At 65.6% G+C, this 4549-nt stretch carries 6 protein-coding genes; 2 read left to right on the top strand and 4 right to left on the bottom strand.

What is annotated here, in order from left to right; translation table 11 throughout:
• A partial coding sequence (locus ACGHJ7_RS14655; protein WP_390479156.1) for a hypothetical protein occupies positions 1–219 on the top strand: 219 nt, incomplete at its 5' end.
• Positions 220–392: 173 nt separating this feature from the next.
• On the opposite strand, the gene cueR is transcribed toward ACGHJ7_RS14655, so the two are convergent.
• Together cueR and ACGHJ7_RS14645 are read right to left on the bottom strand one after the other, a co-directional pair.
• Complete coding sequence (cueR, locus tag ACGHJ7_RS14650) at positions 393–887, bottom strand: Cu(I)-responsive transcriptional regulator (protein WP_019054720.1); 495 nt, start codon at positions 885–887, stop codon at positions 393–395.
• Entirely contained in the window at positions 884–3412 is a 2529-nt protein-coding gene (locus ACGHJ7_RS14645) for a heavy metal translocating P-type ATPase (RefSeq protein ID WP_174302247.1), read from the bottom strand. Before ACGHJ7_RS14645 ends, cueR begins: the two co-directional genes overlap by 4 nt.
• A gap of 163 nt (positions 3413–3575) precedes the next feature.
• Here ACGHJ7_RS14645 and ACGHJ7_RS14640 point away from each other — a divergent pair, with 163 nt between their 5' ends.
• A complete protein-coding gene (locus tag ACGHJ7_RS14640; protein ID WP_008831365.1) occupies positions 3576–3773 on the top strand; it encodes a heavy-metal-associated domain-containing protein in 198 nt (65 codons plus the stop codon).
• Between the two features lie 49 nt (positions 3774–3822).
• Here the strand turns inward: ACGHJ7_RS14640 and ACGHJ7_RS14635 are convergent, their stop codons facing one another.
• Positions 3823–4173, bottom strand: a complete 351-nt coding sequence (locus ACGHJ7_RS14635; protein WP_008831366.1) for a helix-turn-helix domain-containing protein — start codon at positions 4171–4173, stop codon at positions 3823–3825.
• A gap of 109 nt (positions 4174–4282) precedes the next feature.
• Positions 4283–4549, bottom strand: a 267-nt coding sequence (locus tag ACGHJ7_RS14630; protein ID WP_390479154.1) for a DUF305 domain-containing protein, incomplete at its 5' end; no start/stop codon positions are given.

The raw sequence follows: 4549 nt of genomic DNA, 5'->3' as shown, positions 1-4549 counted from the left end.
AAGCAAACCGATGCACAGACGTTGACGCAGGCTGCGGGCGCGCAGGGCTTTTCGCTGCGGCTCTTCTCGGGACAGCTCGACGCCGACCCCATCGACGCGCAGCTCGTCATCTGGTCCATGGCCGCGGCGTTCGACGTCGCCAGCGGCGACACGAACAAGGCAAGCGCGACGAGCAGCGAAGCGATCAGCCGCGTCATGGCTTCGCATCCGCGACTATGACGGCGCGGACATGCGGCAGGGATGGAAAATTATGCCTGGTCTTGCTCATCGCTCTTGTCCGTGCGCCCGGGCCAAGCCTTCCGGCTTGACCCCGCGCATCTATTGATACGCATGCCAAGGCGCCATCCCTCATGTTCGCCGCAGCGGCTCGCATTTTTCGGGCGCCGATCATCTCAGTGCCCGCGCACGCGCGAACCGGCGACCGGCCGCCGCGCGAGCTGCTCGCCAGCCGTGCCGAAGCGTCGCGGCGCGCGCGGCTCGACCGCCGCGGGCGCGCCATCGCCCTCCGCCAGCCCCTCGATAATCGGGCAATCGGGGCGGTCGTCGCCGTGGCAATGATCGGCCAGCGTCTCGAGGGTGCGAACCATGGCTTCGATCTCGGCCATTTTTTCCCGGAGCCGTTCGATATGCTCCAGCGCGAACGCCTTGACGTCAGCGCTGGCGCGGCTCCGGTCGGACCATAGCCCGAGCAGTCCGCCGATCTGCTCGACGGTGAAACCGAGATCGCGCGCGCGGCGAACGAAGCGCAGCCGGTGCACGTCGGCCTCGTCATAATCGCGGTACCCCGAGTCATGGCGCGCGGCCTTGGGGATGAGGCCCGTTTGCTCATAATATCGGATCATCTTGGTCGAGACGCCCGACATTCTGGAAGCCTGGCCGATATTCATGCTGGCGTTCCTCCCGTGCTTCTGTCGGACGCGATCACAGGCCGGAAGGCCTTGAGACGCAGCGCATTGCTTAGCACGAAGACGCTCGACAGCGCCATCGCGCCCGCCGCGAAGATCGGCGAAAGCAGCGTGCCGTTCAGCGGATAGAGCGCGCCCGCGGCGACCGGGATCAGCGCGGCATTATAGCCGAACGCCCAGAACAGATTCTCCTGGATGTTGCGGATGGTCGCCTTCGACAGCGCGATCGCGTTGACCACGCCGCGCAGGTCACCCGACATCAGCACGACGTCGGCGGATTCGATCGCGACATCGGTGCCGGTGCCGATCGCGAGGCCGACATCGGCCTCGGCGAGCGCGGGTGCGTCGTTGATGCCGTCGCCGACGAAGGCGACCTTGCGCCCGCCCGCGCGCAGCCGGTGGAGCGCATCGACCTTTCCGCCCGGAAGCACTTCGCCCACCACTTCGTCGATCCCGAGCGTGCGCGCGACGGCATCGGCGGTCGCCTGATTGTCGCCGGTGATCATTGCGACCTTCAGACCGAGATTGTGGAGCGCGCGGATCGCCTCCGGCGTCGTATCCTTGATCGGGTCGGCGACCGCGATCACTGCCGCGAGCTTGCCATCGATCGCAGCGTAGAGCGGCGACCGGCCAAGCGCGCCGAGTTCGGCCGCCTTCGCAGCGAAGGCCGATACATCATGCCCGAGCTTCGTCATGAAGCGGTCGGCGCCGACCTCGACATCATGCTCGCCGACCCGCGCCGACACGCCATAACCGGGCGTAGCCTCGAACGTGGTGGGCGATGCCAGGATCAGGTTCCGCGCCTTCGCCGCCGCGACGATCGCTTCGGCGATCGGATGCTCGGACCGGGTCTCGACGCTCGCGACGAGTGCCAGCACCTCATCATATTCGAATTCGCTCGCTGGTTCGAGGTCGGTCAGTTCGGGGCGGCCCTTGGTGAGGGTGCCGGTCTTGTCGAGCGCCACGACGCGAACATCGCGCAGCGTTTGCAGGGCCTCGCCCTTGCGGAACAGCACACCGAGTTCGGCGGCGCGCCCGGTGCCGACCATGATCGACGTCGGCGTGGCGAGCCCCATCGCGCACGGGCAAGCGATGATCAGTACCGCGACGGCGTTGATCAGCGCGAAGGTCAGCGCCGGGTCGGGCCCGAAGACGAGCCAGATCAGGAAGGTCAGCGCGGCGATTCCCATCACCGCGGGGACGAACCAGGCGGTCACCTTGTCGACCATCGCCTGGATGGGGAGCTTCGAACCCTGCGCCTGCTCGACCATCCGGATAATCTGCGCGAGCAATGTGTCGGCACCGACCTTGGTCGCGCGGAAGGTAAAGGCACCGGTCGTGTTGATCGTGCCGCCGACAACCTCGGCGCCCGCAGCCTTGGCGACCGGCACGGGCTCGCCGGTGATCATCGCTTCATCGACCCAGGACTGGCCGTCGACGACCTCGCCATCGACCGGTACGCGCTCGCCGGGACGCACGTCGACGATATCCCCGCTGACGACGTCGGCGAGCGCGACGTCGACAACCGCCCCGTCGCGTATGACGCGTGCGGTCTTGGCCTGCAATCCGATAAGCCGCTTGATCGCTTCGGACGTCCGCCCCTTGGCCTTGGCTTCCAGATAGCGGCCGAGCAGGATCAGCGCGACGATTACCGCCGCCGCTTCATAATAGACATTGGCGGTGCCGGGAGGAAGCACGCCGGGGGTGAAGGTCGCAACGAGCGAGTAACCCCAGGCGGCGCTGGTTCCGAGTGCGACGAGCGAGTTCATGTCGGGCGTCCCGCGCAGGATCGCGGGAATGCCCTTCCGGAAAAAGCGCAGGCCGGGACCGAACAGCACCAGCGTCGTCAGCGCGAACTGGATCAGCCAGCTCGTCTGCATGCCAATCGTGGCCATGACAAAATCATGCACGGCCGGCACGAGGTGCGATCCCATTTCGAGCAGAAACACCGGCAGCGCCAGCACCGCGGCAAGTTGCAGCGAGCGACGAAGGCCCGTGAGTTCGGCCTCGCGCGCCGCGGCCTCGCGGTCGGGCGCGGCGGCATCGGCTTCGAGCCGGCGCGGCGTATAGCCGGCGCGGCGGATCGCGGCTTCGAGATCCGCCGGCGCGACAAGCCCGCTGCGATACCGGATGCTGGCGCGTTCGGTCGCGAGATTGACGCTTGCGGCGGCAACGCCGGGAACCGCCCTCAGCGCCTTTTCGACATGGCCGACGCACGAGGCGCAGGTCATGCCCTCGACCCCGAGCTCGACCTCGATTTCGGGCACCGCATAACCGGCCTCTTCGATTGCCTGCACCACCGCCAGCGGATCGGGCGTGCCCGCAAAGGTCACATCGGCGCGTTCGGTCGCGAGATTGACGCTGACGCCGGCGACCGCGGGGAGCTTGCCGATCGCCTTTTCGATATGCCCGACGCATGAGGCGCAGGTCATCCCGGCGACCGCAACGCTCAGTTTCTCTTGCTCCGCGGCGGGCGCATCGCCACCCGTGCTCTGTTTCAACTCCATCACATCGGACATCGAAAATTCTCCGGTTTCATTCGTTGAGACAGAATGTGGGGTTTCCAACGATGGGAAGGTCAAGCGGTAAAAAACGCGCGTCCGACCCATTGACCTTGCCATCGTTGGAAACCCCATATCCGGATCATCAGCAGAAACCGGAGGTTCCAAGATGATCCAATTCGACATTCCCGGCATGACGTGCGGCGGTTGCGCGCGGTCGGTCACGAAGGCCATCCACAGCATCGATGCCGACGCCCGCGTGGTGCCCGATATTCCGGCGCGCCGGGTTACGATCGAGAGCAGCCACGACCGCGCCAAATTCGTCGAGGCGATCCGCGCGGCCGGCTATGATATGCAGCCGGCATAAGTGAGAAAGGTCCGGGTCACCTCGGGGTGGCCCGGGCAATGGCCCCGGCCTAAAGATCGCCCGCGCTGAAATAGGCTCGCAGCCGCTGCATGAGCGGGGGATCCAGCCGGATGTAGCATCGGCGTCCGTCGACCGGGTCGGGGATGCGCGAGACAAGCCCGGCGTCGCACAGTTTCTGGATCAGCCGAAGCGCACTGCTCATCGGCAATCCGGCCGTCACGCACACGGCGCTGATCGAAAGCGGCTTGCGCTCGCATTCGTGAATGAAGAGATCGATCAGCATTTCCCATGCCGGCTCTCCGAAGAGATCGTGCGCCCCGACCAACTGCTTGCGAAGCGTACGCCGGCGAAGGAGCCGTTTTGCATTGTCGCGGGCATGTTCGGTATCCCGATCCATCATGACGAATGTCGACGTGCCCGATCCGCGCGCTGTGCCGGCAATCAGGACGCGTATCGTTCAACGCCGCCGGAGCGCCGGCAGCCGGCAGACGCCAATTGGAAAGGCCGGGTCATTTTCTCGCGAGAATCGATTTCATCTGGTCGATTTCCGCCGTCTGCGACCGGATGATCTCACCGCACAATTTGAGGATCTCGGCATCGGACAGCGAGGCCTGCTCGCACATCAGGATGGCACCCGAATGATGCGGAATCATCGAGCGCAGAAAGGCGGTATCGTCGATCGTCGTCTGGGTCCGGATGAGTCCGAAGCTCCCGAAGAAGGCGACCGCCGATCCGAGGAGCAGCAGCATATTGAGACGCCTGGACGGAAACATGTC

This window comes from Altererythrobacter sp. MTPC7 (genome assembly GCF_042851395.1).
Taxonomy (GTDB): domain Bacteria; phylum Pseudomonadota; class Alphaproteobacteria; order Sphingomonadales; family Sphingomonadaceae; genus CAJXSN01.
The sequence above is the reverse complement of the archived record's forward strand: the minus strand, read 5'-3'. Positions and strand labels throughout refer to the sequence as shown.